Source organism: Shewanella sp. Pdp11, from assembly GCF_002838165.1.
In the GTDB taxonomy this organism is placed as follows: Bacteria; Pseudomonadota; Gammaproteobacteria; order Enterobacterales; family Shewanellaceae; genus Shewanella; species Shewanella hafniensis.
This window is the reverse complement of the sequence record NZ_CP015194.1, coordinates 262,963-289,584: the sequence shown is the minus strand read 5'-3', so window position 1 is coordinate 289,584 and position 26,622 is coordinate 262,963. Positions and strand designations below refer to the sequence as shown.

The 26,622-nt window shown below is 46.4% G+C and carries 24 protein-coding genes and 1 riboswitch; of the genes, 18 read left to right on the top strand and 6 right to left on the bottom strand.

From position 1 onward, the window contains the following. Positions 1-219: 219 nt before the first annotated feature. Positions 220-2,175, top strand: a complete 1,956-nt coding sequence (locus AYJ58_RS01350) for a methyl-accepting chemotaxis protein (protein WP_106648417.1) — start codon at positions 220-222, stop codon at positions 2,173-2,175. A 139-nt stretch (positions 2,176-2,314) separates the two neighbouring features. On the opposite strand, the gene ovoA is transcribed toward AYJ58_RS01350, so the two are convergent. Next, positions 2,315-4,429, bottom strand: a complete 2,115-nt coding sequence (ovoA, locus tag AYJ58_RS01345; RefSeq protein WP_106651720.1) for a 5-histidylcysteine sulfoxide synthase — start codon at positions 4,427-4,429, stop codon at positions 2,315-2,317. A gap of 353 nt (positions 4,430-4,782) precedes the next feature. On the opposite strand from ovoA, the gene AYJ58_RS01340 reads away from it, so the two are divergent. Then, on the top strand, positions 4,783-5,178 hold the full coding sequence (locus tag AYJ58_RS01340) for a hypothetical protein (protein WP_106648416.1): 396 nt from the start codon (positions 4,783-4,785) through the stop codon (positions 5,176-5,178). Between the two features lie 40 nt (positions 5,179-5,218). On the opposite strand, the gene AYJ58_RS01335 is transcribed toward AYJ58_RS01340, so the two are convergent. Next, complete coding sequence (locus AYJ58_RS01335; protein ID WP_106651719.1) at positions 5,219-5,401, bottom strand: hypothetical protein; 183 nt, start codon at positions 5,399-5,401, stop codon at positions 5,219-5,221. Between the two features lie 359 nt (positions 5,402-5,760). Between AYJ58_RS01335 and AYJ58_RS01330 the strand changes: the two genes are divergently transcribed. The 4 genes from AYJ58_RS01330 (at position 5,761) to AYJ58_RS01315 (ending at position 9,616) form a co-directional block, all read left to right on the top strand. Beyond that, a complete protein-coding gene (locus AYJ58_RS01330; RefSeq protein WP_106648415.1) occupies positions 5,761-6,612 on the top strand; it encodes a PfkB family carbohydrate kinase in 852 nt (283 codons plus the stop codon). 318 nt (positions 6,613-6,930) lie between these two features. Beyond that, positions 6,931-8,391 (top strand): sensor domain-containing diguanylate cyclase, encoded by a 1,461-nt coding sequence (locus tag AYJ58_RS01325; protein WP_106648414.1) that lies wholly within the window; start codon positions 6,931-6,933, stop codon positions 8,389-8,391. Positions 8,392-8,526: 135 nt separating this feature from the next. Beyond that, positions 8,527-9,222: an MOSC domain-containing protein gene (locus AYJ58_RS01320; RefSeq protein WP_106648413.1), complete on the top strand. Its 696-nt coding sequence runs from the start codon at positions 8,527-8,529 to the stop codon at positions 9,220-9,222. A gap of 37 nt (positions 9,223-9,259) precedes the next feature. Continuing rightward, positions 9,260-9,616 carry a DUF4870 domain-containing protein gene (locus tag AYJ58_RS01315; RefSeq protein WP_106648412.1) on the top strand — a complete coding sequence of 119 codons (357 nt, stop codon included), beginning with the start codon at positions 9,260-9,262 and terminating at the stop codon, positions 9,614-9,616. 76 nt (positions 9,617-9,692) lie between these two features. Here the strand turns inward: AYJ58_RS01315 and AYJ58_RS01310 are convergent, their stop codons facing one another. Beyond that, positions 9,693-11,609, bottom strand: coding sequence for a methyl-accepting chemotaxis protein (locus tag AYJ58_RS01310; RefSeq protein WP_106648411.1), 1,917 nt, complete (start codon positions 11,607-11,609; stop codon positions 9,693-9,695). Positions 11,610-11,957: 348 nt separating this feature from the next. Then, on the bottom strand, positions 11,958-13,607 hold the full coding sequence (locus AYJ58_RS01305; RefSeq protein ID WP_106648410.1) for an electron transfer flavoprotein-ubiquinone oxidoreductase: 1,650 nt from the start codon (positions 13,605-13,607) through the stop codon (positions 11,958-11,960). A gap of 247 nt (positions 13,608-13,854) precedes the next feature. Next, positions 13,855-13,988: riboswitch (molybdenum cofactor riboswitch) on the top strand. Between AYJ58_RS01305 and moaA the strand changes: the two genes are divergently transcribed. From moaA to AYJ58_RS01250, 11 genes are all read left to right on the top strand, one after another. After that, on the top strand, positions 13,976-14,956 hold the full coding sequence (moaA, locus tag AYJ58_RS01300) for a GTP 3',8-cyclase MoaA (RefSeq protein ID WP_106648409.1): 981 nt from the start codon (positions 13,976-13,978) through the stop codon (positions 14,954-14,956). (Overlaps the previous riboswitch by 13 nt.) Positions 14,957-15,052: 96 nt before the next feature. Then, the gene (gene moaC / locus AYJ58_RS01295; RefSeq protein ID WP_006079755.1) at positions 15,053-15,529 is read left to right on the top strand and encodes a cyclic pyranopterin monophosphate synthase MoaC; all 477 of its coding nucleotides are present in this window, start codon (positions 15,053-15,055) and stop codon (positions 15,527-15,529) included. A gap of 23 nt (positions 15,530-15,552) precedes the next feature. Further along, on the top strand, positions 15,553-15,804 hold the full coding sequence (moaD, locus tag AYJ58_RS01290) for a molybdopterin synthase sulfur carrier subunit (RefSeq protein WP_006079756.1): 252 nt from the start codon (positions 15,553-15,555) through the stop codon (positions 15,802-15,804). Position 15,805: 1 nt separating this feature from the next. Continuing rightward, complete coding sequence (gene moaE, locus AYJ58_RS01285) at positions 15,806-16,273, top strand: molybdopterin synthase catalytic subunit MoaE (RefSeq protein ID WP_106648408.1); 468 nt, start codon at positions 15,806-15,808, stop codon at positions 16,271-16,273. A 79-nt stretch (positions 16,274-16,352) separates the two neighbouring features. Beyond that, positions 16,353-17,156, top strand: a complete 804-nt coding sequence (gene modA / locus AYJ58_RS01280; protein ID WP_106648407.1) for a molybdate ABC transporter substrate-binding protein — start codon at positions 16,353-16,355, stop codon at positions 17,154-17,156. Then, positions 17,156-17,836, top strand: coding sequence for a molybdate ABC transporter permease subunit (gene modB, locus AYJ58_RS01275; protein ID WP_106648406.1), 681 nt, complete (start codon positions 17,156-17,158; stop codon positions 17,834-17,836). The genes modA and modB overlap by 1 nt, the downstream gene beginning before the upstream one ends. Then, entirely contained in the window at positions 17,817-18,929 is a 1,113-nt protein-coding gene (locus AYJ58_RS01270) for an ABC transporter ATP-binding protein (protein ID WP_106648405.1), read from the top strand. The genes modB and AYJ58_RS01270 overlap by 20 nt, the downstream gene beginning before the upstream one ends. 294 nt (positions 18,930-19,223) lie before the next feature. After that, positions 19,224-19,745 carry a hypothetical protein gene (locus tag AYJ58_RS01265; protein ID WP_006079762.1) on the top strand — a complete coding sequence of 174 codons (522 nt, stop codon included), beginning with the start codon at positions 19,224-19,226 and terminating at the stop codon, positions 19,743-19,745. A gap of 60 nt (positions 19,746-19,805) precedes the next feature. Continuing rightward, positions 19,806-20,483, top strand: coding sequence for a response regulator transcription factor (locus tag AYJ58_RS01260; RefSeq protein WP_006079763.1), 678 nt, complete (start codon positions 19,806-19,808; stop codon positions 20,481-20,483). A gap of 49 nt (positions 20,484-20,532) precedes the next feature. Continuing rightward, on the top strand, positions 20,533-21,789 hold the full coding sequence (locus AYJ58_RS01255) for a sensor histidine kinase (RefSeq protein ID WP_106648404.1): 1,257 nt from the start codon (positions 20,533-20,535) through the stop codon (positions 21,787-21,789). A gap of 34 nt (positions 21,790-21,823) precedes the next feature. Then, entirely contained in the window at positions 21,824-22,516 is a 693-nt protein-coding gene (locus AYJ58_RS01250; protein WP_106651718.1) for a TIGR01621 family pseudouridine synthase, read from the top strand. Between the two features lie 49 nt (positions 22,517-22,565). Here AYJ58_RS01250 and AYJ58_RS01245 read toward each other — a convergent pair whose 3' ends face one another. Next, positions 22,566-23,735, bottom strand: coding sequence for a GGDEF domain-containing protein (locus AYJ58_RS01245; RefSeq protein ID WP_106648403.1), 1,170 nt, complete (start codon positions 23,733-23,735; stop codon positions 22,566-22,568). A gap of 263 nt (positions 23,736-23,998) precedes the next feature. Here AYJ58_RS01245 and AYJ58_RS01240 point away from each other — a divergent pair, with 263 nt between their 5' ends. Next, positions 23,999-24,166, top strand: a complete 168-nt coding sequence (locus AYJ58_RS01240) for a YqaE/Pmp3 family membrane protein (protein ID WP_006079767.1) — start codon at positions 23,999-24,001, stop codon at positions 24,164-24,166. A 72-nt stretch (positions 24,167-24,238) separates the two neighbouring features. Here AYJ58_RS01240 and AYJ58_RS01235 read toward each other — a convergent pair whose 3' ends face one another. Next, entirely contained in the window at positions 24,239-26,413 is a 2,175-nt protein-coding gene (locus AYJ58_RS01235) for a TonB-dependent receptor (protein ID WP_106648402.1), read from the bottom strand. Positions 26,414-26,622 lie beyond the last annotated feature (209 nt).

Sequence of the window (26,622 nt, the reverse complement as noted above, 5' to 3'; positions counted from 1 at the left end):
CATTTTGTTTGAAATGGTCGGTATGGCGTGGCTGTCATTTAAAGTTATTAATCATTTTTCTACTTAAAAATAATGAGTTGTCGGAATTTTAGTGAACTTTTGATGAAAATAGTCGGCACCGCTTTGTTTAGCTGAGATTCTTCTCCTATAGTTTTATGGCAGGTTTGATTCTGCAAAGATTGAAGGAATGGAATTCGACGCGCGACAAGGAGTCTCACCATGGGTTTTACTCGTAAAATTCAGCTGATCAGTTTATTGATTGTCCTATTACCCCTCATATTTGCCACCGCAATAGTGACTTACATTGCTCGGGATGAATTGTTTGCCGAGGCCCAGTCTCGTTTAGTGGCTGTGCGTGAGATCAAGCAACGGCAGATTGTTGGCATGTTTCAGGACTTTTCCGATAACCTGCAGGCCGTCAGCGCCGTAATTGCCAGCCAAAAAAGCCTCGATACTCTTACTGACATAGATCAAACCTTACAGTCATTAAATAAATCCCTCGGTTTTTATGACCTATTTATTATTAGTGACGATGGCACCGTTTTATATACAGTGGCGAAGGAGTCTGATTTCGGCACCAATTTGCGTACTGGACCCTTCCATGATTCGGGATTAGCACAGTTATTCAATAAGGCATTGGGATCGGCGGGTACAGTATTACTACAAGATTTTTCCGCATACGCGCCTTCAAATGGTCAACCGGCGGCATTTATTGGCCAGTCGATTCAGTTTAATCAACAAAGATTGGTGGTGGCGGCTCAAGTATCAATCGATCGCATCAACAGAGTTATGCAAATTCGTGAGGGTATGGGGCAAAGTGGTGAAACTTATCTTATTGGCCCAAATAATCGTATGCGTTCCGATTCTTTTCTCGACCCCATTAATCGCACTGTTACGGCTTCGTTTGCGGGAACGGTAGCTCAGAATGGTGTTGATACGCTGGCGGTGAAGGAGGCGCTGGCAGGTAAATCGGGTGTGATGCAAGTGAATGACTATAACAATAATCCCGTTTTATCCGCTTATTCTCCTGTCGTTGAGCTCGGTTTACGTTGGGGTTTGATGGCTGAAATTGATGTGAGTGAAATTGCTGCTCCCGCCTACCGTATGATGTTTATCGGCTTATCTGTTTGTGCAGCCGCCTTAGTGTTGGCATTCGCTGCTGCTAAGTTAGTTACAGGGTTTGTATTAAAGCCGCTCGGCGGTGAGCCTGAGGACATGTGTAATTTGACCAGTATGATCGCCTCTGGCGATTTAACTCATAATTTACCGCATGTTCAAACGGATAATCACCTGATGAGTTGGTTGGCGCGGATGCAAACTAAGCTCAAAGAAATCATCAGTCAGCTGGTGGGCGTTGGGCATGAACTTGAATCCGCCGCCGAACAAAATTCTGCCGCCATGACCCAAGCCGATTGCAGTATTCAGATGCAGGCGAAAGAGACTGATATGCTGGCTACTGCGGTTGAAGAAATGAGTTATGCCGCCGCGGAAATCAGCACTAATACAATGAAATCCTCCGATGAAGTGTCTGCTTGTACCCATTCGAGTGAAATTCTGTCGCAAAATTTGGCCAGTACACGTAAAAGTTTGAAGGTGACCCTGAGCAGTTTTGCGACCATTCATCAACAAGTCGGTAGTCTTGAGGCCGACAGTCAGAAAATCGGCTCGGTATTGGCTGTGATTAATGCGATTGCCGAACAAACGAATTTGCTGTCACTTAATGCGGCGATTGAAGCGGCGAGAGCTGGTGAGCATGGCCGCGGCTTTGCCGTAGTTGCCGATGAGGTACGTCAGTTAGCGGTTAAGGTTCAGTTGGCGACTCAGGACATTGGCCAAGTACTAAAAGGCATTCAGCAGCAGTCTGGCGTGCTGGCGCTGCATAGTGTGACTTGTACTACTGAAGCCTCTAAAACCGCAGAAGATGCCGATGGTATGCAAACCGCAGTGGATGACATAGCTTTGCGCTTAGAAACCTTAAAGGCACTAATGATCCAAACCGCCACCGCCGCTGAGGAGCAAACAACAGTTTCGGCAACGATTGCACAGGGGATTGCGGGCTTGAGCGTGGCGGCGGAAGAAAATAGCGCGGCGATCAGCCAAGTGGCGGCGAGTACGCGCAGTTTGTTAGGGTTAGCGAATCAGCTTGGTTTAACTACGGCACAGTTTAAGGTGTAGGTATTTGCGCGGTATTTGCCGTATTCAACCTTAGTTGATGCTGCAAATATGACTGAGCTGGATGTTACACATCCGCCAGAAATGGATTTCTGGCGGATATTTTTATTGAGACTTCAGCTGGTTATCCCATGAGTGACAATTAGCGCTTACGCCAAATGGTCATTTCTGAGATGGAATGTTGGAATTTACGTTTTGTCTCGCGGATGACGAAGGGAATCTCCTTCACTGCGACTAGCTCAAATTGGCCGATCAAGGTTTCGGTCAGGCCATCTAAGGTGGTGAAGTTCTCTCCTTTGACTTTAACGCCACCGAGCCATTTATCCTTGGGCGTATAATCCTCTAGCCAAGTATAGGGCGAAGCAATCACAAGGTATCCACTTTGATTAATCCGCTGGGCAATACTGGTTAAAAAGTGCTTAGGTTCGTTCAGTCTGTCGATAAGATTAGAGGCATAAACCAAGTCATAACCTGTGTACATTGGCTTTAAATTACAGGCATCACCCTGCATAAAGTTGACCTTTTTCGCCTCAAGCTCATATCCCAGTTTCGCGAGACTCGCACTCTTAAATTCTTGTAAGTCGCCTTCGGTACGTATGGTGTAGCGTTTTTCACCTTGTTCGGTCAGCGCATAGGCCTGTTGAATAAAGCGTGCAGAAAAGTCGATACCATCAACATGATCAAACACTTTTGCCAGTTCAAAACTCGCGCGACCTACGGAGCAGCCGATATCGAGGGCTTTGGCGGTATGGCTAAGCTGAATTTCACTGAGCGCTTGTTGCACGCCATTGACGCAGAAGTTAGCCACCCCGAAATATTCGGCACCATAGTGAAACTCAAGGTATTGGGAAATCAGTTCATCGGTTTCGTACACATTGACCTCGGCCATTTGGGCAGGATTTTGCGTGGATTCCACATAGCGGAAGCCAGCGTGTTGATAAAAATGTCGACGAAACGCATAGCGAGACGAAGCAATGGCTTCATTACCCGTGGAGATCCACGAGCCACCTTTGATGAGATTATGTTTACCATCGAAGGTTGGGGTCGAAAAATCATCGTAGAGTGGATGTACGGCAAAACCGTTAAAGCCGTCGATTGCGGTTTCTGTCCATTGCCAAACATTACCGACAATATCGAAAAAGCCATTATGCTCGAAGCGATTCACTGGGCAGGAAGAGGCGTAATAAGCCAAAGCAATATTGCCCGGCACTTCATGCCAGTCTGGCGCATCGGCAGGTACATTCTCACGTAAAATGTACCATTCGGCTTCCGTCAGTAGGCGAATATTGCTTTGCTTTTGCTCGGCTTTCCAATTGCAGAAGGCCTTAGCTTCGAGTTGATTCACTTCTACAGGCCAGTTTAATGGCAGCGGGATTTCTTCCGCTAAGTTACGTTGCCACCATTTATCTTGTTTTAAGCGCCAAAAGCGCGGCATTTGAGCTTGGGTATAGGCAAGCCAAGCTTGGCCTTCTTCATTCCAAAATTGGGGTGAGCGATAGCCGCCAGCTTCGACGAATGCGAGATACTCTTGATTCGAGACTAAGAATTTAGAGGCCTTAAAGTCGGCAACATTAAAGATTTTATGGCCGTATTCGTTGTCCCAGCCGTAGGTTTGATCTTGTTCAGTTTTACCTAAGGTCACTTTTTGCCCTTTTACAGCTAATAAACTGTTGGTCTCGGCAGGGGCGGTGTCTTGGCAAGCAGGCCAGTAGCTGTTAGGTGCGACAAGTTCCAGTGGCAGTTGGCGGATGATCACCGATGAGGTTTCTAAGTGAATACGCTCATGTTCAATGCCCATTAAAATGATCCAAGCTGGGCTGTCTTGAGTGAGCGGCAGCGCCAGCGGCATTTCATCAATCACGCGATTGACGACAGCGTTAACTTGCTGGCGATAGCTGCGCACTTCTGCCACGTTCGGCCATGGATAATGTTGCTCGTTCAGATCGTCCCAAGACATCTCATCGACACCAATGGCAAACATGGATTCGAAGTTATCGTTTACCCGTTCGTCGAGAAATTTGCCGAGTTTGAGCTTGTTGATATAGAAAGTGGCCGTATGGCCAAAATAAAAGATCAACGGATGACGCAGCGGCTCGGCTTTGAGGTAATAGGCGCTATCTTCTTGGATCAAATCAAACAGTGACTCGTACAGAGCCCATGTGTGATTAAAATACTGCTTAAGCTCTTGACGCTTTCCGGCCTCAGTTTCACCAATGAGCTTAAGGGTTTGAGGGGGTTGCGTTATGGGCTTATCCATAGGCAAGTAAACTCCGTATTTATCGGCCTGCGCTGCAAGCATGGGGACATGAATCTATCGTGTGTGACTCTATACGCGATTACTGGGCTCAGGATCACTTTGTCAGCTTAATGTGTCGATTTGATTTACAAACTAACAGAAACACGAATTGAGTCCAACATCAGCCACTGGCGCTAAAACATCTCGGATATGACCTGTAGAGTTAAGATTATCTTACAAAGGAAGTGAGCACTGCGTTTTGTGATGCCAGCCTTTTTAGGATTAAAATTATTTTATCCCTGAAGAGTATTTTCTCTGTCGGGGTTAAGGCAGAATGATCCCGTCCGTAAAATTATTATGCAGGATATAACGGGATGACAATTAACGCATTATGGATACCCGCCTGGTACGAACTTGATCAATCGATCGTAGTGGGTGTGACTGAGGAGTTTGTCTTTCATAAGACTGTCGCAAACGAGGCGTTAACATTTTACAGCGGTGCAAAGGGGAGTGATGCCGTCAAGGCTACGGGAACCATTTCGGCCATTAAACATAATGTCTTGGGGGGCATTGAAAGTGTCGATGCACAGGGGCTCGATTATACGCTGGTATTGCAAGATGGACGGCGTTTATTAGTCAATGCTGAGGAAAATCCAGGATTGATTTATGAGTGGGTTGATGACAGTTGGCAGCCGTCAGATATGGTCATCACAGATTGGACGTTGGCAGTACAATTTGCGTCTTTATCACCATTGACGCCAATAAAGTAATTGAAGATTTATGGTTGAGTGACTAAATAGGTAAGTGCAGTTAACGTTCGGGATCTGACGTTGACTGCGCTTTTACTAATTCTGCAAGTTGTTGGTATTCTTTTTTAATTTCTGCGACATATACATCGTGAAAATCCAGCTCATTAAACTCATCAAGGCAGAGCTGGTAACGGCGTAGCTGCTCAGCTTTTTCCTCAGCGGTATCCCATCTTTTCATTAGCATAGCGTTTGATTCCATTCATCAATTAATTCCTTAATTACTTCACTTATTTTAACGACAGTGATTGCTATTTAACTCAGCGGGTTTGAAATTTATCGGATGTCTCTATGCCGTTGGGCGTCATGCAATATAGAAATCTATTTTAAACAGAGTGTTGAAGCCAAAAAGTTGGTTTTACCGTATGAAGATGTATTTTTTCCCTTATCTTATTCGGGACAAATGCTTACACAGGCATCAGCCATAGCCTGATTGTGTTGCTAGCTTGAGGATGGGATTGTACCTATGAGCATTTTGCTCTAGATTGATATTTCTTTGTTTTTATCTTCTGGCCTTGAGTCTTTTTTGTCCTTTGGAGCCGCGTAATGGCGAATATTATGTTAGTTGCCAATCTCAACTGTGATCGGATCTTATTGCTTGATAAACCTTTAAAAACAGGTGGGCGTTTCCATTATCAAGATGGTGGGCAAAGGCTAGGTGGTGGCGGGGCAAATACTGGATTAGGTTTAGTTTGGGCTGGGCATAGCGTCGCGTTGGTGAGTCAAGTTGGTCGTGATGATATGGGGGATTGGTTGATTGCAGAAGCTAGCACTCAAGGGCTCGATTGCCGTTTAGTGCAGCGCCGTGCCGGTAACACTTGCGAAATGCTGCTCGTAATGACGCCAGACGGCGAGCGAACAATTATTCGGCCACAAAGACCCATATTTGAATTATCGGTACCGCCGAAATGGCAACCATGGGATGCGTTATATTTTAATACTTCCGCAGAAGGCACTGTTAGTTGGGCAAAAACAGCTTTAGAACATTGCCTAGTGGTCGCGCAATTAGCCAAGGATGATAGGCAGAGACCTTGTCATATTTTGCTGGCCTCTATGAGCGATATGCAGGGGAGGTGTGAAGCGGCATTCTGGGAGTATGGTGTGAGTATTGCTGGCAATTCATTAGGTTATTTTATTGTCACCGATGGCATCAATGGGGCTAAGGTTTACACGCACGATCAAGTGCAGCATGTTGCGGCTATCCCTGCCACTGTAGTTGATACTACAGGCGCTGGCGATGCCTATGCCGCAGGGCTTATTCATAGTCTATGCACAGGCCAGTCGATTACTGAGGCAATGGCAGAAGGCTCAGTGTGGGCGGCGTTTGCAGTGGCAACCGATAGTTCTATTCCTGGTGAGGCACTAAAACAGTATTTAGAGGCGAAGCAAATCGCATGAAAAATCTGTGGGCGAGCTGTTTGAGTCATCTTTCTGTCATACGCCCTTGCTAGAGTATGTCTTGTGGCGCATAGCTCTTGTCCCTTAACGTTTTCTTGTGCTTTTCTCCCATTTATTGGTTAGTATGTTTTTTGCCTCGTTTCCCCAACGAGGCATTTTTTTTGCTCAAAATAAAGTTATTCCATCGCAGAACATTCATAAGGTTGAAATGTTGTGCGGCCATGGCGCAATTGCGTTAACATTTATTCAACTAAAATAGTTATCGTGACATTAAAATAATAAGCCACTCAAGGTGTTCTGTAGTCTTTGGAGTTGAGAATGGGCAATAACGCTTGGAATGATAAGAATAAATTTATTTGGTTGCTCTCTGTTCTGCTTTTGGTCGCCTTTTTAGTGACCAGTGGTATCAGTTACAAGGTGGCCCATGACTCACTGAGTCAACAAATCGAGAGTAATACCCTACCACTCACAAGTGACAATATTTACTCTGAAATTCAGCAGGATCTGCTGCGACCTATCTTTATTTCATCCTTGATGGCGCAGGATACCTTTGTTCGCGATTGGACATTAAGTCACGAGCAAGAGCCAGAAAAGCTGATCCGTTATCTTAAGGAAATCCAAGAAAAATACGATACTGTCACCAGTTTTTTTGTGTCAGAAAAGAGCCGAAATTATTACCACTCCACGGGGATTTTAAAACAAATCCAAGATGTTGAGCCAGATGATGCTTGGTACTTTCGAGTGCGATCTTTACCCGAATCTGAGCATTATGAGGTTAATATCGACGCCGATACGGCGGACCGCAGTAAAACAACCGTATTCGTAAACTATAAAGTTTTTGATTTTGAAGGCAAATTTATAGGCGTTACCGGTGTGGGTTTGGCGGTTGAAAAGGTTAAGTCCCTCATCGAACTTTATCAAAAACGTTATAACCGCCGAGTGTTCTTTACCGATAGGCAGGGCAATGTCACCTTGCATGGCGATGAATATGATGGTGCAGATTCGCTGCAAACCAGCTTAGGGCTTGAAAATTTAGCGACGCGTATTTTAACGAGTCCAAGTGCGGCTTTTAGCTACCAGAGAAATGGTAAAACCGTTTATCTCAACAGCCGTCTAGTTCCCGAATTTAAGTGGTATTTGATTGTTGAGCAGGAAGATGCGCCACAGGAACGCGAGTTACTAAATACTTTTTGGGGCAACTTGGCGTTAAGCCTAATGGTGACTCTAGGGATTTTATTCATCTCTAACATGACTTTAGGTCGTTATCAGCGCAAATTAGAAGTAATGGCGTCTACCGATAAGCTCACTGGCGCCGCTAACCGTCAGGTGTTTGATGGGTACTTTAGGCAGGCATTAGATAAAGCTAAGCTGACACAATCGCCGATTTCAATACTCTTGCTGGACATCGACCATTTTAAAAAAGTGAACGACAGCTATGGGCATGGGATTGGTGACTTAGTATTAAAAACCATGACAAATATGCTGCGGAGCGCACTGCAGCAACAGGATATCTTATGCCGTTGGGGCGGCGAGGAGTTCTTGATTTTACTTCCGGGGATGGATTTAACCCAAGCGGCAGAGCTGGCTGAGCAGATCCGTGAGCTTATTTTTCAGCGGGAAATTAAAGTGAATGGCTTACACATTTCTATTACCGTTAGTATTGGCGTTGCTGAGCATCAGGCGCAAGAGCCTGCGGAAGATCTGATCAAGCGTGCCGATCTGGCCTTGTATCAGGCTAAAGAAGCCGGTCGAAATCAAGTGGTGTTAAATCATTCATAGATTTAGCCTCGTGCTTACTGGCGGCAAGATTGCGCCTACTTTTATGAGTTATTGAGCGAGTTGATTGTGTTACTGGCGCATCGCAGTTTACACTCTGGCGGTAATGCGAGATGGGTTATGGATTGGGAGTGACAGATGTCAAAGTTGTTGATCAATAAGTTATCAGGATTGTACTTAGGAACCCATCTTCAAGACATGTCCGGTGTTGCTACTGGGATTGATGGTAAGCAAGCGGCTCAACAACTGTTAGTGCATATCGACCATGTAGACGGGGACGCACAGGCCGATCCTAAACACCATGGCGGACTCGATCGCGTGCTACATCACTTTCCCCGCGAGCATTACGGCCAATATCGTCGTTGGGATTTAATCACTCAACTCGAAGATGCGCCCAGTATGGGAGAGAACATCAGTACCGTTGGGCTGAACGAAACCCAAGTTAATATTGGTGATATCTTACAAATTGGCGCAGTAACAGTGCAGGTTACTCAGCCACGTTCACCTTGCTTTAAGTTGAATCTGCAATTTGGGCACAAAGAATTTGCCCTCGCCATGCAGCAGAGCCAATTATGTGGTTGGTTTTATAGAATTTTAACCCCAGGGATTATTCAGTTAAACGATAGGATTGAGTTGGTTGAGCGCCGCACGGACATTAGTGTTGCCGAGGCTATGTCACTCTATTTCTCGCCAACGTTTAATGCTAGCGGCTATGATCGTTTAGCTTGCTGTGAGGGATTAGCGCAGAGCTGGGTGAATAGCCTACAACGGCGCTTAGCATTACAGACAGTAGAAGATTGGCAAATGCGCTTATATGGACCGAGCGGTAAATAAGTATTTATATTCATAATGATAAAACAGGGATGACCTTATGATTGAACCCGTTACAAAAAGTGATAAAGATTTTGGCTTACTGGTATACGCCTCAAGCTTTGTTGGATACCTAGTGCCGCTGGGCTCGATTCTGGGTCCTTTGATTATCTGGCTAATGAAGCGTGAAGAGTCTGCATTTGTCGATCAATGTGGCCGTAGTTGTTTGAACTTTAAATTGAGCCTGCTGATTTATGTAATCATCAGTGGCGTACTCGCTTTGGTCGGGATAGGGTTCATCTTTTTAGCCATACTCGGCATATTCGATTTGGTGTGCACAGTGCTGGCGATTATTAAAGCCAGTGAGGGTAAGGTATATAAATATCCATTAACGATTAAATTCATTGATATGGATTAATCGCTTTTTCGAATTAAAGAAAAACGCCTTAGATGTTTCCATCTAAGGCGTTTTTTTATGGCGTAAGTTTAAGGTGTTACACCTTAAACTTGGCCACTAAGGTATCTAAGCGGTGTGACAGTTGATTCAAGGCTAAACTCGCCTGTGCTGCCGCTTGTGCAGTATTGGCAGTACGTTGAGTAATGTCATTGATTTCAGTGACGTTACGGTTGATGTCCTCCACCACTGTGGATTGTTCTTCCGTTGCCGCAGCAACTTGAATGTTCATGTCGCTGATAAGACCAATGCGATCGCTAATGCCAATTAACGATTTGCTGGCTTCATCGACGGCCACAACCCCCTCGTGGGAGCGAGTACGACTCTGAGCCATCGCATTAACCGCGCGGCTGGCTTCCGATTGCAGCTTGTCGATCATGCCTTGCACTTCATTGGTCGATGCTGCAGTGCGTGATGCTAAGTTACGTACTTCATCGGCGACGACAGCAAAACCGCGCCCAGCTTCACCGGCACGTGCCGCTTCGATGGCCGCGTTGAGGGCTAACAAGTTGGTCTGCTCAGAGATAGCGCGGATCACATCTAAAATCCCACCAATGGATTTAGTGTGGGTCGCGAGGGACTCAATCACTTCGCCCACTTGGCCAACGTCCTTCGACAATTGGTTAATGGTATCACGGGCACGGGTCACGACCACTTGACCGCTGCTGGCTTCAGTGTCGGCATCTCTGGCGGCAACCGCTGCTTGGGCGGCATTACTGGCGATTTCGTTAACCGTCGCGCCCATTTCATTAATGGCTGTGACCACCATCATAGTTCGATCTTTCTGCTCGTGGCTGTCTTCTAAGGTTTGCTGTGCCTGATTCGACACATCCTTAGCCGAGAAGCCGAGTTGTTCGCTGGTTTGCGCTACTTCGATGACCGAATCTTGGATCTTGCTGATAAAGCTGTTAAATCCTTTAGCGAGTTGCGCAATTTCATCTTCACCATTGACGGGTAAGCGTTGGCGTAAGTCACCTTCACCTTCGCCTATGTCGCGGAACATAGCGGCAACTTGGGCTATGGGGCGGCTCACAGAGCCCGCAACAGCGATAGCGAGGACAATAAAGCCCGCAGCAATGATTAGCGTCCAGATTAAGATCTGATAAGCGGCTTCGGTTAATAGCGCAAACACTTCGGCTTCTGGCACTTGTGCCACTAAATACCAATCCATAGATGCGATATAGCTACTGGCAACCAGCATGTTTTCGCCATTGATCTTGGTATTGATCAGATTGAAATCGCTGCGGTTTAATAATGAGCTTGAACTCGCATCCTTGTATAAGTTGCTTAGGCTGCTCTTACCAATTTGGCTCGTATCTGGGTGGAGTTTTACCTCACCTTTAGCATCCACTAAGTAGACTAAACCGGTTTCCTCAATCTTAAACGAGCTTAGTAAGCGCACCATATCATCGAGTGATTTAGCGAGCCCAACTAAGCCACGACCATTGGGTTGTTGGTAGTTGATGAAGAGTTTGACTTCGCCGTTGGCCTCAGTGAATACGTTCAACATACGTTCTTGGCCACTGTCGCGGTAACCAAAAAACCAGCCATCCTGCGCGGGGGTGAGCACGCGCAAAAATCCATCCTGAGTGTAATAGGCGGCAGTTTGTCTGTCGGCGTAGGAGGCTTGCGCTAGCTTATATTGACGCGTGATGTCTTTCAGTTGGGCAACCACTTGGGTTTCTTGGGCCTGCGGTCTGCCATCTTCGAGCCATTGCAGTAACATGCGGCTACTGGCTAATTGCTCTGCAGCATTCATTAAAGTGGAGATGTCGAGATCGATCTTATTGCGGATCTGCATCATCAAACTCGGCAGTTCCGAACCTAACATCCGTTGTTGTACGACATTTTTAGCGCTACGTTGGCTTAATACGCCGACGAGTATGGTCGACAGCAGTACTGCAAATGTCACTGTTAGCAGAATTTTCTGCTTAATGGTGAGGTTATTAAATATCATAAATATCAATATGCCTGTGTTGGACTGTTTTGCGTTATCGGTCAACGCACTCTTGTACGGTAAAAGATTATCGGACAGGAATGTGAAAAGTTAACCTTAGTCTAGGCCGAATGCCGAATAAAACAGCGTATAAAAAACTTATTTGGCTTAACCCGTTGGTCTTGCAGTAGATCTAATTATGTAGAGTATAGATGGAAATGAGATGGTGATTGAAAACGAACTCTTTTTTGTGTGGCAATTGTGGCTAATGTCGTAGCTAAGGGCAAGCAAAAAAAGTGAGATATTTGTGTCAAAGGTGAAAAAAAGGCGCTCTATTGAGCGCCGTTATTAACATTTGTTGGCAACTAATTACATGTTGGGATAGTTAGGACCACCACCGCCTTCCGGCGTAACCCAAGTGATGTTTTGACTAGGATCTTTAATATCGCAGGTTTTGCAGTGAATGCAGTTTTGCGCATTGATTACAAATTTAGGCTGACCCGCCTCTTCGACAATTTCATACACACCAGCTGGACAGTAACGTTGTGCTGGCTCATTAAACTGAGTCAGGTTGATGCCCAGTGGAATGCTGCTGTCTTTAAGACGTAAATGGCAAGGCTGGTCTTCTTCATGATAAGTGCTCGACAGATACACTGAGGACAGTTTATCGAAGCTAAGCTTGCCATCCGGTTTTGGGTAATCAATCTTGCTGTAAGCGCTCACTGAGGCCATTTGTGCATAGTCTGGGTGTTCATCACGTAGCGTGATCGGGAACTTTCCACCAAACCAGTTTTGATCTATGTAATTGAATGCGCCGCCTAAATAGGTGCCAAATTTATGCATCGCTGGGCCAAAGTTGCGCGATTTATACAGCTCCTCATGTAGCCAGCTTTCTTCGATATGAGTCTGGTAACAGTCGAGATCTTTACCGCCTTCAACACCCGCCATCATGGCTTTGCCTAAGGTTTCTGCCGCAACGATACCGCTCTTCATCGCAGTGTGAGTGCCTTTGATTTTCGCGAAGTTCAAAGTCCCTGCGTTACAGCCGATGATCAGGCCGCCGGGGAAGCTCATCTTAGGAAGCGAGTTCAAGCCGCCTTTAGTGATAGCACGGGCGCCGTAACTGAGACGTTCGCCACCGGTTAAATACTTTGCAATCACAGGATGGGTTTTATAGCGCTGGAATTCGTCAAATGGGCTCAGATGCGGATTTTTGTAGTTCAAATCAATAATAAGGCCGACCGCAATTTGGTTATCTTCCATGTGATAAAGGAAGCCGCCACCCGATGCGCCCTCGGTTAATGGCCAGCCACCTGTGTGAACGACTTTGCCTTGTTCGTGTTGCTCGGCGGGGACTTTCCAAATTTCTTTGAAGCCTAAACCATAATGCTGTGGTGTTTTACCATTATCTAAATGGTATTTTTCGATAAGTTGCTTGCCTAAGTGGCCGCGGCAACCCTCGGAGAAAACGGTATATTTAGCATGCAACTCCATGCCTGGCATAAAGCTGTCTTTGGGTTCGCCATCGGCACCCACTCCCATATCGCCAATTAAAATACCTTTAACGCTGTTATCGGCGTTAAATAGCAGTTCGCTGGCGGCAAAGCCGGGGAATATTTCGACACCGAGTTCTTCTGCGCGATTGGCAAGCCAGCGGGACAGATTACCGACGCTGATAATAAAATTGCCGTCGTTGTGCATGGTTTTTGGCACAAAAGCATTAGGCATGACTCGGCCGTCGGTGGCTGAGCTGAGTAGGTAGATTTCGTCGTGGGTGACAGCGGTTTTTATTGGGGCATCTTTTTCACGCCAGTCGCTGAATAGCTCGTCTAGCACTTTTGTCTCGAACACTGCGCCTGACAGAATATGCGCGCCCACTTCTGAGCCTTTTTCTACCACACAGACGGTAATTTCTTTACCTGAATCCTGTGATATTTGCATTAATCGACATGCCGTGGCCAAGCCAGCTGGACCAGCACCGACGATAACAACATCGAATTCCATTGATTCGCGTTCCATCAGTTCACCTCTTCCTTCACGTTTCCCCGATTTTTATCGAGTGTTGTAGTTTGTAAACGGGCGTTTTATTGCTTGTACCACCTTACCTGAAAATAAGATAAGGTCACAGTGGATTACGCTGCTGTTTAGTCTAATTCAATACAAATCTTTAGGTGAGGACTGTCACAGATTATTCACGCTAGCGTGATCTAGGTTAAGAAATACCTGTTTAGGGGTATAGCTAGTGGGTACTTTCGGCCTATAATCACCGACGACGGTTCTCCGAGCTTGCCTGCCTAAGTCGAAAGATATGGAGGTGTAGCCGTGGTAATAATGCCACCGGGGTGGGATAAGAAATGCTCTCACCTCCCACACTTGGAAAGGTGATCATGTCTCAATTACAAGACAGCTTTGGTCGAAAATTTCACTATTTACGGATGTCAGTCACTGACGTTTGTAACTTCAAATGCAGTTACTGCCTCCCTGATGGTTATCATCCTGAAGGTAAACCAAAATTTTTATCTCTCAATGAGATAGAAAACTTAGTCTCCGCATTTAGCCACGTCGGCACCCAAAAAATCCGCATTACAGGCGGTGAACCTACCCTGCGTAAAGACTTTACCGACATCATACGTGTCGTCGCCGATAACCCGCGCATTCATACTATTGCGACGACCACTAATGGATATCGACTCGAAAAGCATGCCAAAGAATGGTTCGATGCGGGCTTGCGCCGTATCAATGTGTCCGTGGATAGTTTAGATCCCAAAATGTTTTACCAAATCACTGGCGAGAATAAATTCGATGAAGTGATGCGGGGGATTGATGCCGCCTTGTCGGCGGGTTTCGAGCGAGTAAAAATTAACGCCGTCCTGCTTAAAGGCTTAAACGATAAAGATTTGCCACGTTTTTTACACTGGATTAAACACACGCCAATCGACCTGCGTTTTATCGAGCTGATGGAAACGGGTCTTGGTCGTGAGTATTTTGAAGCACACCATTTAGCGGGCGCCGACATTAAAGCGCAGTTATTGGCAGATGGCTGGCAATTAGATACGCCAAGTGCCTCCGATGGCCCAGCGCAAAATTTTAGCCGCAGCGATTATCAGGGCCGTATCGGTTTAATCATGCCTTACGCCAATAATTTTTGTGCCACCTGTAACCGTTTACGGGTATCTGCTAAGGGTAAGTTGCACTTGTGCCTCTTTACCGAATCCGGTGTCGATTTACGTGATCTGCTACAGCATTCCAGTCAACAAGCGGAATTGATTGAGCGTTTGCACGGTCAATTAGCCCAGAAGAAAGAAACCCATTATTTGCATCAAGGCATCACAGGTGTCACTCAGCATCTTGCCTCTATTGGCGGCTAGACCAGGTTTTAGGTCTGTTGCCATAGCCAATTTAGCGCGAGTATAAGCACAATTTCCCTTGTACCCTGTTTTGACCTCAATTAAAGGATCGCTCCAATGAGCAATGTATTTACTCATATTAATGCCGATGGCAATGCCCATATGGTTGATGTCACTGAAAAAGCCGTTACCGAGCGCGAAGCCCGTGCAGAAGCTTTTATCGAGATGGCGAGCACGACACTCGAGATGATCATGAGTGGTAGCCACCACAAGGGTGATGTGTTTGCGACCGCGCGTATTGCGGGCATTCAAGCCGCGAAAAAAACCTCAGACCTTATCCCTCTCTGCCATCCGCTGATGCTAACGAAAGTTGAAGTCGATTTAGAGGCACAACCTGAACATAACCGCGTGCGTATTACTAGCCTGTGCAAGTTATCCGGCAAAACGGGCGTAGAGATGGAAGCGTTAACTGCGGCTTCAGTGGCGGCGTTAACTATCTATGACATGTGCAAGGCCGTGCAAAAAGATATGGTGATCTCCCAAGTCCGTCTGTTGGAAAAGCGTGGCGGCAAGTCGGGACATTTTAAGGTTTAGCGTATCAAAAACGAGAGAAGACTATGATTAACGTGTTGTTTTTTGCTCAAGTTCGAGAATTGTTGGGCACAGCTAAATTAAGTCTAGAGGCGAGCGAGCAGACTCAAACTGCCGAAGCATTACGGGCAACGCTGGCGGCCACCGACGACAAATGGGCTAAAGTATTAACCTCTGACAAATTGCTGGTGGCGGTAAATCAGACCATTAGCCAATGGGATACACCTGTAAACGATGGTGATGAAGTCGCCTTTTTTCCACCCGTTACCGGAGGTTAATATGCGTTTATTACCCGCAGTTAGAGTGCAAGAGGTCGATTTTAGTGTGGCTGACGAATATCGCCAGCTAGCTCAAGATGATAGCGATGGTGCCGTAGTCACCTTCGTCGGCAAAGTGCGTGATTTTAACGATGGCGCCGCGGTGACAGACCTAACCTTAGAGCATTATCCTGGCATGACCGAAGCCGTGCTAGAACAAATCGTTGCCGAGGCGCGTAGCCGTTGGCCGCTCAATAAAGTGACGGTTATTCACCGTGTCGGTACTATGACTCTGGGTGAGCAGATTGTGTTTATCGGCGTAACCAGCGCCCATCGCAAGGCCGCTTTTGCTGCTTGTGAATTCTTAATCGACTTTTTAAAAACCAAGGCGCCATTCTGGAAATTAGAAGCGGGCGTGCAAGGTAAAAGCTGGGTTGAGGCGAAAGATGCCGATGAACAAGCGGCTAAGCTATGGCAACACAAAGACTAGTCGCGTGGCAGAGATACTCGTAGTCACAACGCAGCTTGCCAGTTTAAGACCCGCGCGAATATTGCACTAAGGTGACCCAATGCAGAGTTTGACCCGTTTCTTTCATATTCTTGGTTTTGCATTACTCTGGTGCTTGGCGGTCGCGCCATCGTTCAGTCGAGCGGCGGATAATACAGCGATTCCCGCAATTGCCGCTGCCTCAGATTTACGTTTTGCCCTCGATGATATTAGCCAAAAATTTACCAATGAAACTGGGCTAAAAGTAAAAATATCCTATGGGTCATCGGGCAATTTTGCTACTCAAATCCAAAACGGTGCGCCCTATGAATTATTTTTATCTGCGGATGAAAAATATATTCAACAATTGCATAGTGCTGGCGTTGCCCGCGATGCTGGTGTGCTTTATGCCCAAGGGCAACTCGCTATTGTTGTACCTAAAACTGGTTGTTTGTCCGTTGATCCTGAACTTAAGGGGTTAGCCGAAGCACTCGCTGCAGGAAAAATTACCCGTTTTGCTATTGCTAATCCTGATCACGCTCCCTATGGCGAAAAGGCCAAAGAAGCATTGCAGTTTGTGCAGTTGTGGGATGTGATTCAACCTAAATTGATCCTTGGGGAAAATGTGTCCCAAGCAGGGCAGTTTGCGATTAGTGGTTCAACCCAGGGCGGGATTATTGCGCTCTCTTTAGCTATGTCTCCTACATTTGCCAAACATAGCGATTACGCCATAGTGCCAGCAAAAATGCATAGTCCACTGTTTCAGCGTATGGCATTAATGACCAAGGCGGGTGAAACAGCTCAGCATTTTTACGATTATTTAAGAGCCGATAGTGCCCGTCGTGTTTTGGCCGATTATGGTTTTTCATTGCCAGAGCAACCATGATGGATTGGCAGGCACTTTGGTTATCGGTCAAGCTGAGTGGCATCACAGTTTTAGTGTTGATTCCTTTAGCTATTTTGGCTGGACGGGCATTAGCCTATCGTCAATTTGTCGGCAAATCTTGGGTCGAGGCGCTGATCATGGTGCCCTTAGTATTACCGCCAACTGTGATTGGTTATTACTTGCTGGTGGGGCTTGGCAGTCAAAGTTGGCTCGGACAATGGATTGAGCAAGTCATGGGTCAGCAACTCGTGTTTCACTTTTCTGGTCTGGTTATCGCCTCCGTTTTAGTCAATATTCCCTTCGCTGTGCAGCCGATACAACGCGCATTCGAAGCTGTGCCGAATGATGTTCGCGACGCAGCCGCTTGTTGCGGCATGAGTCGACTTAAAATTCTACTTAAAATTGAATTGCCTATGGTGTGGCCGGGTGTGCTAACGGCATTAGTTCTGTGCTTCTCCCATGTGCTTGGGGAGTTTGGCGTTGTGCTGATGATGGGCGGCAATATTGCTGGCGAGACTAAGACTATTTCGATTGCAATTTATGACAGTGTGCAATCATTCGATTTTAATGCCGCTGGCACTATGTCATTAGTCTTATTGCTGTTTGCCGTGACGGCGTTAGCACTAACAACCAGCCTATCGCGGCGTTTAGGAGGTCAGCGTGGCGCAAATCATCGCTGATCTGCAGTGTCAGATCCAAAATCATAAACACATTAAACTCAACGCCGATTTTCGCTGTAAAGCGGGTGAAGTACTTGCTGTGGTCGGGCCGTCTGGCGGTGGAAAAACCACGCTGCTACGGATGATCGCTGGGTTGAATCATCCAGATACGGGACAAATCCACTTTGGCGATCGGCCTTGGTTTGATGATAAAGCGCATATCGCCTTAAGCCCGCAGCAACGCCATATCGGTTATATGCCGCAGCATTTTGGCTTATTTCCGAATCTCACTGCCTTAGAGAATGTAGTCGCTGGGCTTGATCATATTCCCAAGGCGGAGCGGATAGCGCGTGCAAAAGATTGGTTAGAAAGGGTTAATCTACAAGGCCTACCCGATAGATTACCAGCGCATTTATCTGGCGGTCAGCGCCAACGCGTCGCACTCGCTCGAGCACTTGCCCGTGAACCTTCAGTGTTATTGCTCGATGAGCCTTTCTCGGCAGTTGATCGGGAAACTCGCGAGCGTTTATACCTCGAACTGGCGCGCCTCAAAGAGCAGTTACTCTGCCCAGTGATCATGGTTACCCATGACTTAAATGAAGCCTTGTTGCTGGCTGATTCAATGATTTTGATCAGCCAAGGTCAGATGTTACAGCAGGGTGCCCCTTTCGAAGTGTTGTCGCGGCCACGCAATGAAGCGGTAGCGCGGCAGATGGGGCTAAGGAATATTTTCGACGGTGAAGTGGTATTTCAAGACGGCACTAAGAACATTACTTGGCTTAAGTTTGGTGAACAGTTAGTTGCCTGTGACTATGGCAAAGATCGCCCTGTGGGAAGTCGAGTTCGTTGGGTTATCCCCAACCAAGGTATTCGGTTTAATTCGATTTCCAAAGGGCGTTTATGCCGCAGTTTTAATAAGTTAGATGTCACGATCGACGCCATGCTGGTGATGGGTGAGTCGGTTCGCCTTATCTGCTATGTCACGGGGACTCAGTTACAACTTAACACCGAAGTCTCGCTGTATTTTGCCCAAAAGCTTGCACTCACTAAAGGAATGCAAACCACAGTGGCACTCAAATCCGAGCAAATTCATATTTTGGAATCCCCCAGATGATCAAAGCTTAATCTTGTTTCCATCGGTGTTTCAGCTGGTATTAGGTAGACTTAACAGATTAGCCACAAGATGATTGAGTGTTTGGCTTAAAAGCTAATAACTTAGGTGATGTTCAAAGGTTTTTTTGATCCATTTATGACCCAACCTGAGTGAAGGCTTATGTAAGGTGATGCTGTATCCAGTGGTAGATTATGGGGGATTAGCTTGGAATCGCGCCTAGGGGCAATTGGTCCCATCGACTTCTAACTGATTGTCTCATAAGATACAAACTTAGCTGATTTATATGGAGGAGCCATGAGACTATGGTTGCTAGGATTCATGTTGGTATCTGGCGTCGCAACTGCGGCTCAGAGCATGTATTCGATGTTTGCGGGTGGAGACTATGTACCGCCGCTGAGCGTTATGCAGCAGATCGAAAAAGGGTTCTCCGGCGTGATTGCCGAATTTAATATGGAAGAGCAAGAGGGTGAATTAGTCTACCAATTTGAGTTGATTAATCCCTTGGCCAATTCTATAACACGGTTTGAATATCGTGCCCGTGATGGTAAGTTGCTGAAACAAAAGGCGAGTAAAGTGAGCGCGGATGATCTCGGTGAGGTTGAGGCGACACGTTTGATTGCGGCAAAAGATCAAACCTTTTCAGGCTTAATCGCTAAGGCGACTAAAGATCATAAAGCCTTCTTAACCGAGGCAAAGTTAGATCACGACTTAGGTATCAGTTATTTAGAGCTTAAGCTGCTAGACGATACGGGTAAGTTTAAATTGGCTTTTGATGTCGAAAATTTACGCCCGTTACCTTTACTCAAGTGGGATTGAAACATCTAAGTCAATCGAGTGCTCAAACGAGTATTTAGGATTGAGGAGCGCAACATACAGATGAAAATACTTTTAGTTGAAGATGATGCGACAACAATTGATTACATCGTCAAAGGATTTCTTGAGCAGGGCCACAATATCGAAACGGCGAGCGATGGCCACCAAGGTTTGTCACTCGCCACAAGTAGTCAGTACGATCTCGTGATCCTCGACCGCATGTTACCCCAGCTTGATGGCTTAAAATTATTGGCCGCCTTAAGGGCAACGGGCAATCAAACTCCAGTGCTAATTTTATCTGCCTTAGCGCACGTCGATGAGCGAGTAAAAGGCCTGCGCGCGGGCGGCGACGATTATATGACTAAGCCGTTTGCCTTCTCAGAGTTATTAGTGCGCGCCGAAAAACTCATGCACCGTGGCCAATCTGTACCAGTCACTACTGATCTTGTTGTTGGCGGCTTGAAGATGGAATTACTGACCCGTAATGTGACCTTAGACGGGCAGGAGTTAATGCTGCAGCCGAAAGAGTTTCAGTTACTTAAGTATTTGATGGAACATGCGAATCAAGTGATTAGTCGCACCTTGTTGTTTGAAGCTGTGTGGGATTATCACTTCGATCCACGCACGAATGTTATCGATGTGCATATCGCAAAATTACGCCGTAAATTTGAAGAGTTAGGCCATGGCGAGCTTATCGAAACCGTGAGGGGAGCGGGTTATCGCTTACGACAAAGGCATTAAGCCTTACCAAAGCAGCGCCTGGCGCATCACAATTGTCTTTTCGACCTTAGTGACTGTGATCATTGGTGCGCTGCTATTTGCCCTCTATCGACAGTTGATCATCGAGCAACAGTATCAAGTGACTCAATATTTAGAGTCAGAGACCCAACGTTATCAGCAACTTGCCCTAACGGTTGATCGCCGTAGTTTTGCCGCTCAAATCCGCGCCGCCGATCCACAAACGGCGCTCATCGCTTGGCGCAACAGTTATGATATGGTTGGTGCCTTAAGCTTTATGCCCGAAGGCATGCCCATGCTGCCGCAAACGCGAGATTTCCCCATCTTAACCGGTGGCCCAGATAAGCTGCATATTCTTACCGGCGGGCTAGTGATGACCCGCTACGGCCCAGTGTTGATTGCGACCCGTACCGATAACTTAGCGACGTTAATCGATAAGTTTATCAGCGCTGCGGCGACAGCCGTGATGCTGACGATAGTGTTGACCTTAGCGCTCGGCTATCTGTTTTCTAAGGCGATTTTACGTCGATTAGTGCAATACAACCGCTTGAGTGAACAGATTGAACGCGGTCATTATGACACCCGCTTACCCTTGAGTTGGCGTCAGGACGAGTTCGATATGTTGGCGCTGCAGTTTAATAATGTGCTGGATATCCTCGAAAATAACCTGATGGCAGTGCGAGGTGCGACCGATAATATCGCCCATGATTTACGTACTCCATTGTCACATATCCGCATTGGGCTTGAAGAGCTGGCGAGTAAACCCAGCGATGAGATTAGCGAGGGTTGCGCGATTTTGACCGAGGAGCTCGACCATTGTTTAGCGACATTTGATGCCATGTTGTCGCTCACGCGTATCGAAGAAGGTCAGCAGACGCTCGATTTGCAGGAGTTAAGCCTAGCGCAACTGTGTACCGATTTATTGGATATGGCCGATGCTGTGGCGGAATCTAACGAGCAAACCTTAAGTTTGTCGCTGCTGGCTGATCATAAAGTTTTTGGGGATAAATACTTATTATTCCAAGCTTTATATAATCTCGTCGATAACGCGATGAAGTATTCTGGTCAAGGTGCGCGGATTGAAATTATCCAATCAGGCCCGCAAATTCAGATCCGCGATAATGGCCCAGGTATTCCCGACGACAGTAAAGAAAGAGTGTTCGAACGCTTAGTGCGCCTCGACCCTAGTCGGCATTTACAGGGTACAGGTTTAGGATTATCTATGGTCAAAGCGATTCTCTCACGGCACAATGCCAAAATTAATCTCACGGATAATCATCCTGGCTTAGTGGTCACTATTCAGTTTTAAGTCGATGATCCGCATTACCAACGCCGAGTACTCCATGTATCGAATCATAGCCGATGAGGCTGATTTTATTGTTATTTCTAAATCAGCCAAAGTGCATTTCCACAGTCAGGATGGGACGGCAGGCGTGGTGGCGCAGGCTGAGCAAGATTTAGGGATTAAGCTTTTTGCCGTACATAGATTAGACACGCCCACCTCAGGTCTGTTGATTTTGGCCAAGAGCGCGGTCGCCGCCAAGCAATTTACTGAGCTATTTACCGCCCATAAAGTGCAGAAATATTACCTCGCCCTCGCGAAGGGCAAGCCGAAGAAGAAACAAGGCTGGGTGATTGGTGACATGGCAAAGTCGCGTCGTAGCATGTTTAAGTTGCTGCGCACTAAAGAGAATCCTGCGATTACGCAGTTTTTTTCATTAAGTGTCGGCGAGGGATTACGTTTATATTTGCTGAAACCTCACTCAGGTAAAACCCATCAATTAAGAGTCGCCTTGGCCAGTTTAGGCGTACCGATTTTAGGGGATGATTTATACGGTGGTGCGGCAGCGGATCGGTGTTATTTGCATGCCTACTGTCTGCATTTTCGTTATGGTGACGAAGTCACTGGCTGGCGTGATTACGCGTATAGGGATGTGCCGACTCAAGGTGAGCATTTTGGCGCTGCAGGCGTGATTGAGGCGCTGGTCGAATGGCGTGAGCCCGATACTTTGGCTTGGCCAGCGAAAGGGGATTAATACGGGCAGCATTATTTTTGCGTAAGGCTAGCAAGATTTTTGCAAAAGCCTAGCAAGCTTGGCAAATACGGTCTCGACCTTCGGATTTGGCGCGGTACATGGCTTGGTCTGCTTGAATAAGTAGTTTGTCAGGCTGGCATCCTTGATAAATCGTGGCGTAACCTAAACTGGCATGAATGTTTATCGTAATGCCTTGCCAGATAATCGAATTTTCTTTAAGTACTTGATGTAATTTCTCGGCGACGGCTCTGGCGGCGGGGGCATCGGTCGCGGGTAAAATCACCAGAAACTCTTCTCCACCGTGACGACATAATGCGTCATTTTCTCGCAATACCGATCCAAACAGTCTCGCCGCCGTCAATAGGGCGAGATCGCCCGCATCGTGACCATATTGATCGTTAATCTCTTTAAAATGGTCAAGATCCAATAAAATCATACTGTAAGGCACATTATCCTTTAGCCAGCGTTGATGGATATTGTTGAGAAACTTATGCATAGCCCGCCGATTCCACAGGCCTGTGAGTTGATCCCGCTCCGCTAACATACGGATTTTGCTGACGAGTCGCGTCATGGCATTTCCTATCATCACGATATTGATTAATAGGGTTAGAAATACATAAAACCACAGTACAGGTATCGCTTCTTGGGTGTGCATGGCGATAAATATCGGGCTTTCTTCGGGAGACAACAGGGCGATAAAGATACGAATGGTAAAAATACCCACCATAGCGACTAAAGGCATTACCATAGCGATGGCGACTCGGTTACCTGTATCGCGTTTGATGGCCTGATAGTTATCCCGCGTCAGCATGGTAAAAATCAGTGCGGCGCAGGCGGAGAAAGCAACGGCTAAGGTGCGTTCGGAGCTGAAGTTGGGGGGAACCGAGAGCATCACACCGGCTGTGATTGCTAAGAGAATAAGGTCAGATTTAACGCTGGGACCCAGTCTGAAGAGTGCCTTAGTGCCCCAGCGTAATAGGATGAATCCAAACAAAATCGCCATATCGGAGCAGAACCAAAAAAGGTAACTAGAGGCTTCGGAGCGTTGGCTGTTGAGTATGATACCAAGGAGGACGAACAAGTTCGCCAGAGAAAAGCGCATACTGGCTTGAGTCGCAATTTTTAAAGGTTGTGCAATGAGTCCCCATGCGACGGCAGCCGTGCTAGTAAGCAGGCAAATAAACTTGATGAGTAATAAGGCTTGGGGATCAAATATCATTCTTTTAGTTCATATTTTTCTTTAACTATAGATGCTTTTAGGCATTTTCGGTTGAAGTTTATAGGATATCTTAACCTGTATTTAACGGCATGAGGCGGGCTACATCTTCCTTTAAATTTATAGCGATATTAAGTGCTTTGGTTTAGAGAATCACTTGGAGTATTTATCATTCTGTAAGCTAAAAGGTTTGCAAATTCTGAGTCTTCCTGCGAAGTTAGATCTTGTTGATTTGCCTACAATCTCCGTTTTGAGGATGTTCTGTTATGGATACAAATAAACTACTTTTAGTCATTATTGCGATTTTATTGCCCCCAGTTGCTGTATTTTTGAAGGCGGGAGCGGGTAAAGATCTGCTAATAAACATCGTGTTATGTTTACTGTTCTGGTTCCCTGGTTTATTACACGCACTCTGGGTCGTGACCAAGGCATAATTTGCTTTCTTCCACACAATAAAAAAGCGCAATTTAATTGCGCTTTTTTATGTTTCAAAATGGGCCTTTCACTTAGAAAGGTAAGGTGTAGCCTATTGTTGCAGTACGTCCCATCCCTTTGAAATAACGATCATTTGTACCCATGGTTTGTGAGTAATAATTGAAATAATCCTTATTAAATAGATTTTGCAAACCTAGGCTCAGGGTGCCAGTGTAAAGCGGCATTGAGAAGGAAGCATCGACTGTCGTGTAACCATCAAACTCTGCATACTTATTGCCCGCCGCGTTTTTAAAATCGCGGTCCATGTAGTAATTGGCTTGAACGCGGGTCGACATTTCATTATCGAAGCTATGGGTCCAGAACAGGTTGATACGGTTTGGCGAAATATTTGCACCATCGAGATCGGTATCGACTTGGCTATCACCATTTGAATCGTATTCGCCCTGCTGGAAGGCGATATTCATGCCGAGATCATCATTGCTGGTAATGTAGGCGGTGACATTGGCTTCAATACCATCGATCACACTCTTTTCGCGCTTCACGTCGTAGAAACCATCACTATTTAAGGCCAAACGTGAGCCAAAATCAGTGGCGGAACGATAGTAAGCTAGCTTAGCGCTTAAGTATTTACCTTGGTAATCGGCGCCGACTTCAACGTTATCTGTGACGATCGGCGTGAGTGCCAATGAGTCATCTATGCTGGGATTGTCGCCGGGGAAGCTTTTACCATCACGCAGAATACGACCGATATCTGGCATACCAAAACCTTGGTTATAGCTGGTATAAACGCGAAGGTCTGGGGTGATTTTGTAGGAGATACCGACGTTGAATAAGGTTTCATCGAAGGTGGCTGAGCCACCTGCAATTTGCTTATTACCCGCACCCCATAGGGTTTTGTAGTCGTCGACACTTAACTCGGCATGTTCGTAACGAACACCGGTCGATAAGGTTAGATTTTCAATTAGATCATAATCTAACTGTAAGTATGGCGCGACGTTGTCATAGGTGCTTTCAGGCACCCATGAGAAGCCCGTTGTCACTAAATCTTGCTCTGTGGTATCGCGGAAAAGGTCCACACCGTAGGCGGCATCAATGCCTGAGCCGGCAATATCCTTAGCAATCAATGAGCTTTTTAAACCCCATTTAACTGAAGAATTACGGGATTGCTCGTAGTACAAGCTTTCGCCTTTACTGCCGACACCGCACTGGATCACTTGGTCGCTACCTTCGAAGGAGGGGTCGTAGAAACTGTCGAAACAACCGCCACCATAAACCGCTTTAAAATCTTGATTAAAGAGTTGCAGGCTAAGTTGTTGGCCGCCAATATTGGCATGGGTATACGTTAAACTAGTCGTGGTCACTTGATTGTTGGCCGCTTCCCATGGTTGAGTTTCCTTAACTGCGCCCGTGGGCACGCCATTAGGCTTATCACCAGCGACAGGCATCCAATCGCCATTGTTGTCTGCATTGTAATGGTTAACCATTAATTCAAGGCGAGACTCATCGAAGTTATGGCCAAGCTTGATGAAGAAGTCTTTGCTTTGACTGTCCATCGACTCGCCTTGAGTTGTGTCTACGCCAACAACGTCGTGGTTGGCATCGTAGTACACACCATTATTACGGTAGCTAACCGAGCCTATCATATCGATAAATTCAGACTCGCCAGAAAACGCATAGCTGGCACCAAAGCTTAAGCCGTTGGATTTCATCGAATCAGGAACTGTCACATCGAAACTCGCAACCTGTTCGCTGTCGCCAGTGGGCTTTTTAGTGATGTAGTTGATGATGCCGCCTTGGGCACCGAGACCGTGCATCGCATTGGCACCGTGAATGATTTCAATACGCTCTATCATGGCAGGATCGATAGTTTGACCCGAACGCCCTCCACTGCGAAGTGGGTTCGATTGCGGTACGCCGTCGATCATAATCAATGGTGGACGACCACGCAGGGTTTCGCCTGTGTTACTCATCTTCTGGCGACTTGGTGAAAAGCTAGGCGCTAAGTTACCGATAATGGTCGATAAATCTTTAGTGGTGCGGAACTGTTCTTCTAACTGGGCGCGGTCAATGATAGTGACGGTATTAGGGATCGAGCTTGGGGATTTATCCATCCGACTCGCGGTGACAGTTATTCTTTCAATATCTTTGTTTTTATTTGTTCCCGCATCGGATGCTTCTTGTGCCACAGCGGATTGGGTGAGTGCCGCAAAGACGGCGAGAGCAACAAACGAGGTTTTGAACGTCATATAACTTCCTGCTAAGGGGTGGATTTGCTACACCGAATTCCTTGGCATTAGATTCTTCCGTTAAACAACATTGCAAATGATAGTGATTTTTATTCTGACGCGATTTTAGGGCAGGAATTACGGCTTGTCTAGTTGTGTATTCGCGGAAATTGCGCAATTTGGCGGCAGTATTCAAAAATTGCGACACAGCACTCGGTATCGAGATTTAA

Excerpts from the sequence above, each read along its gene's own strand:
- modA (WP_106648407.1), top strand. The coding sequence starts at position 16,353 with ATGCAGAGTTTGACCCGTTTCTTTCATATTCTTGGTTTTGCATTACTC.
- moaD (WP_006079756.1), top strand. The coding sequence starts at position 15,553 with ATGATTAACGTGTTGTTTTTTGCTCAAGTTCGAGAATTGTTGGGCACA.
- AYJ58_RS01260 (WP_006079763.1), top strand. The coding sequence starts at position 19,806 with ATGAAAATACTTTTAGTTGAAGATGATGCGACAACAATTGATTACATC.
- moaC (WP_006079755.1), top strand. The coding sequence starts at position 15,053 with ATGAGCAATGTATTTACTCATATTAATGCCGATGGCAATGCCCATATG.
- AYJ58_RS01265 (WP_006079762.1), top strand. The coding sequence starts at position 19,224 with ATGAGACTATGGTTGCTAGGATTCATGTTGGTATCTGGCGTCGCAACT.
- AYJ58_RS01320 (WP_106648413.1), top strand. The coding sequence starts at position 8,527 with ATGTCAAAGTTGTTGATCAATAAGTTATCAGGATTGTACTTAGGAACC.
- AYJ58_RS01330 (WP_106648415.1), top strand. The coding sequence starts at position 5,761 with ATGGCGAATATTATGTTAGTTGCCAATCTCAACTGTGATCGGATCTTA.
- AYJ58_RS01240 (WP_006079767.1), top strand. The coding sequence starts at position 23,999 with ATGGATACAAATAAACTACTTTTAGTCATTATTGCGATTTTATTGCCC.
- AYJ58_RS01305 (WP_106648410.1), bottom strand. The coding sequence starts at position 13,607 with ATGGAACGCGAATCAATGGAATTCGATGTTGTTATCGTCGGTGCTGGT.
- AYJ58_RS01310 (WP_106648411.1), bottom strand. The coding sequence starts at position 11,609 with ATGATATTTAATAACCTCACCATTAAGCAGAAAATTCTGCTAACAGTG.
- AYJ58_RS01245 (WP_106648403.1), bottom strand. The coding sequence starts at position 23,735 with ATGATATTTGATCCCCAAGCCTTATTACTCATCAAGTTTATTTGCCTG.
- moaE (WP_106648408.1), top strand. The coding sequence starts at position 15,806 with ATGCGTTTATTACCCGCAGTTAGAGTGCAAGAGGTCGATTTTAGTGTG.
- AYJ58_RS01340 (WP_106648416.1), top strand. The coding sequence starts at position 4,783 with ATGACAATTAACGCATTATGGATACCCGCCTGGTACGAACTTGATCAA.
- modB (WP_106648406.1), top strand. The coding sequence starts at position 17,156 with ATGGATTGGCAGGCACTTTGGTTATCGGTCAAGCTGAGTGGCATCACA.
- AYJ58_RS01250 (WP_106651718.1), top strand. The coding sequence starts at position 21,824 with ATGTATCGAATCATAGCCGATGAGGCTGATTTTATTGTTATTTCTAAA.
- ovoA (WP_106651720.1), bottom strand. The coding sequence starts at position 4,429 with ATGGATAAGCCCATAACGCAACCCCCTCAAACCCTTAAGCTCATTGGT.
- AYJ58_RS01325 (WP_106648414.1), top strand. The coding sequence starts at position 6,931 with ATGGGCAATAACGCTTGGAATGATAAGAATAAATTTATTTGGTTGCTC.
- AYJ58_RS01350 (WP_106648417.1), top strand. The coding sequence starts at position 220 with ATGGGTTTTACTCGTAAAATTCAGCTGATCAGTTTATTGATTGTCCTA.
- AYJ58_RS01315 (WP_106648412.1), top strand. The coding sequence starts at position 9,260 with ATGATTGAACCCGTTACAAAAAGTGATAAAGATTTTGGCTTACTGGTA.
- moaA (WP_106648409.1), top strand. The coding sequence starts at position 13,976 with ATGTCTCAATTACAAGACAGCTTTGGTCGAAAATTTCACTATTTACGG.
- AYJ58_RS01235 (WP_106648402.1), bottom strand. The coding sequence starts at position 26,413 with ATGACGTTCAAAACCTCGTTTGTTGCTCTCGCCGTCTTTGCGGCACTC.
- AYJ58_RS01335 (WP_106651719.1), bottom strand. The coding sequence starts at position 5,401 with ATGCTAATGAAAAGATGGGATACCGCTGAGGAAAAAGCTGAGCAGCTA.